Origin of the sequence: Mesorhizobium sp. B2-3-15, from assembly GCF_006442875.1 — a bacterium.
GTDB classification, from domain to species: Bacteria; Pseudomonadota; Alphaproteobacteria; order Rhizobiales; family Rhizobiaceae; genus Mesorhizobium; species Mesorhizobium australicum.
This window is the reverse complement of record NZ_VFVO01000025.1, coordinates 2,501-6,068: the sequence shown is the minus strand read 5'-3', so window position 1 is coordinate 6,068 and position 3,568 is coordinate 2,501. Positions and strand designations below refer to the sequence as shown.

General features: G+C 54.5%; 1 tRNA gene and 2 rRNA genes (1 of these 3 only partly in view). All 3 read right to left on the bottom strand.

The window, feature by feature from the left end:
• Positions 1-54 precede the first annotated feature (54 nt).
• A tRNA-Met gene (locus FJ954_RS31395) sits at positions 55-131 on the bottom strand.
• A gap of 243 nt (positions 132-374) precedes the next feature.
• Positions 375-489, bottom strand: a 5S ribosomal RNA gene (gene rrf / locus FJ954_RS31390).
• Positions 490-761: 272 nt separating this feature from the next.
• A 23S ribosomal RNA gene (locus FJ954_RS31385) occupies positions 762-3,568 on the bottom strand; it runs 25 nt beyond the window's last position.

Here is a 3,568-nt window from a genome sequence, read left to right as displayed (position 1 = left end):
GAGATCGGAACGCGAACGGCCCGCCGGCATTGAGCCAGGCGGGCCGTTTTTGTTTGGTTGCGGGGACAGGATTTGAACCTGTGACCTTCAGGTTATGAGCCTGACGAGCTACCGGGCTGCTCCACCCCGCGTCACCACCATGATCGCCTTGTGGCGATTGCGGTATTTGCGATCGCCGTTTTATTTGGCGACTGCGGTATTCTGTCTCCACCAAATGAAAGGGCCGCTTAGAGCGGCCCGGGATCCCTTGGCGGGCCTTTATGCATGTTGCCCAAAAGTGTTAGCGGTTTGTGGCAACGACGTGCATCGAACGAAGTGCAGAGAAGATTTCACGGTCATCCGATTGGATGAGAGTTTGAACGTGCGTTTTGCAGACCTGGCAGCGACCTACTCTCCCGCGTCTTGAGACGAAGTACCATCAGCGCTGGAGCGTTTCACGGCCGAGTTCGGAATGGGATCGGGTGCAGCCGCTCCGCCATAACCACCAGGTCGGCAAAACGCACGTTATTCGAGAAGCTGGGTTAGGGATTAGGCAGTAGGGAATGGTGAGTAGGGGATACCTGCTCGCCATCCGGCCGTGCCGTTGCCCGTCTTTCCGCGCCAAGGCGATGCTTTGCAGGTTGCTTCGGGCAAAGCCCGCAAGCGCGACTGCGCGTCGCCGGTCGTCCGGCGCCCTCGCGGAGCATAGGCCCGTAAGGGCCGCTCATGCGTGAGCGCTGGTCAGACCATTTGACTTCGTCAAATGGGTATTAGGAATGAGAACGATCAAGCCGATCGAACTATTAGTACCGGTAAGCTTCAAGCGTTGCCGCTCTTCCACACCCGGCCTATCAACGTGGTCGTCTTCCACGGTTCTCAGGGAATACTCGTTTTAAGGTGGGTTTCCCGCTTAGATGCCTTCAGCGGTTATCCCGTCCGGATATAGCTACCCTGCTATGCGGCTGGCGCCACAACAGGTCCACCAGAGATCCGTCCATCCCGGTCCTCTCGTACTAGGGACAGATCCTTTCAATATTCCTACACCCACGGCAGATAGGGACCGAACTGTCTCACGACGTTCTGAACCCAACTCACGTACCGCTTTAAATGGCGAACAGCCATACCCTTGGGACCTGCTCCAGCCCCAGGATGCGATGAGTCGACATCGAGGTGCCAAACAACCCCGTCGATATGGACTCTTGGGGGTCATCAGCCTGTTATCCCCGGCGTACCTTTTATCCGTTGAGCGATGGCCCTTCCACGCGGGACCACCGGATCACTATGACCGACTTTCGTCTCTGCTCGACTTGTCAGTCTCGCAGTCAGGCAGGCTTATGCCATTGCACTCAGCGAACGATTTCCGACCGTTCTGAGCCCACCATCGCGCGCCTCCGTTACTCTTTAGGAGGCGACCGCCCCAGTCAAACTACCCACCATACATTGTCCCGGACCCGGATAACGGGCCGCGGTTAGACATCCATAGTGATAAGGGTGGTATTTCAAGGGTGGCTCCACCTGAGCTGGCGCCCAGGTTTCAAAGCCTACCACCTATCCTACACATGCCACTACGAATGCCAATGTAAAGCTATAGTAAAGGTGCACGGGGTCTTTCCGTCTAACCGCAGGAACCCCGCATCTTCACGGGGAATTCAATTTCACTGAGTCTATGCTGGAGACAGCGGGGAAGTCGTTACGCCATTCGTGCAGGTCGGAACTTACCCGACAAGGAATTTCGCTACCTTAGGACCGTTATAGTTACGGCCGCCGTTTACTGGGGCTTCGATTCAGAGCTTGCACCCCTCCTCTTAACCTTCCAGCACCGGGCAGGCGTCAGACCCTATACGTCGTCTTGCGACTTCGCAGAGCCCTGTGTTTTTGATAAACAGTCGCTACCCCCTGGTCTGTGCCACCCTCCTCCACTTGCGTGGAAAAGGGTCACGCTTCTTCCGAAGTTACGCGTGCAATTTGCCGAGTTCCTTCAGCATAGTTCTCTCAAGCGCCTTGGTATACTCTACCAGACCACCAGTGTCGGTTTCGGGTACGGTTTATAAGGAGGAGCTATTTCCTGGAACCACGCAGCAGCCCGTTCAATCCGATAAGATTGGACTACCTCAATGATCCGTCACTACCTCCAAGCCCACGAATATTAACGTGGTTCCCATCGACTACGCGTTTCCGCCTCGTCTTAGGGGCCGGCTAACCCTGCTCAGATTAGCTTTAAGCAGGAACCCTTGGTCTTTCGGCGGGGGAGTCTCTCACTCCCCTTACGTTACTCATGTCAGCATTCGCACTTCTGATACCTCCACCACCCCTCACGGGTATGGCTTCGTCAGCTTACAGAACGCTCCGCTACCGCTTGGCCCTTGCGGACCAAACCCTAAGCTTCGGTGTATGGCTTTAGCCCCGTTACATTTTCGGCGCAAAGACCCTTATTTAGACCAGTGAGCTGTTACGCTTTCTTTAAATGATGGCTGCTTCTAAGCCAACATCCTGGTTGTTTTGGGATCCTCACATCCTTTCCCACTTAGCCATAACTTGGGGACCTTAGCTGTAGGTCAGGGTTGTTTCCCTTTTCACGACGGACGTTAGCACCCGCCGTGTGTCTGCCGACTAGTACTCCCAGGTATTCGGAGTTTGGTTAGGTTTGGTAATCCGGTGAGGACCCCTAGCCCATCCAGTGCTCTACCCCCTGGGGTATTCGGTCGACGCTCTACCTAAATAGATTTCGCGGAGAACCAGCTATTTCCGAGTTTGATTGGCCTTTCACCCCTAGCCACAAGTCATCCCGAACTATTGCAACAGTTATGGGTTCGGTCCTCCAGTAAGTGTTACCTTACCTTCAACCTGCTCATGGCTAGATCACTCGGTTTCGGGTCTAATGCGACGAACTGAACGCCCTGTTCAGACTCGCTTTCGCTGCGCCTACACCTAGCGGTTTAAGCTTGCTCGTCACACTAAGTCGCTGACCCATTATACAAAAGGTACGTGGTCACCCAGGACGAACCTTGGGCTTCCACTGTTTGTAGGCAACCGGTTTCAGGTACTCTTTCACTCCCCTTGTCGGGGTGCTTTTCACCTTTCCCTCACGGTACTAGTTCGCTATCGGTCATGCACGAGTACTTAGGCTTGGAGGGTGGTCCCCCCAATTTCAGACAGGATTTCACGTGTCCCGCCTTACTCGAGGACGATTGATTGCATTACGCGTACGGGGCTGTCACCCACTATGGCCCTACTTTCCAGAAGGTTCCGCTTGTCTCTCAATCGCCACTGGCCTGGTCCGGGTTCGCTCGCCACTACTTCCGGAGTCTCGGTTGATGTCCTTTCCTACGGGTACTTAGATGTTTCAGTTCCCCGCGTTCGCCACTTTATCCCTATGTATTCAGGATAAGTTACCTATATCTGATACTTGGAAACCACAGCAGCACCAGCGCAATCTCGAAGAGATTATCGCTCATGCTACTCTGATTTTCCAAGCACCTTAGGTGGGTTTCCCCATTCGGAAATCTACGGATCAAAGGGTATTCGCACCTCCCCGTAGCTTATCGCAGCGTATCACGTCCTTCATCGCCTGTGCATGCCAAGGCATCCA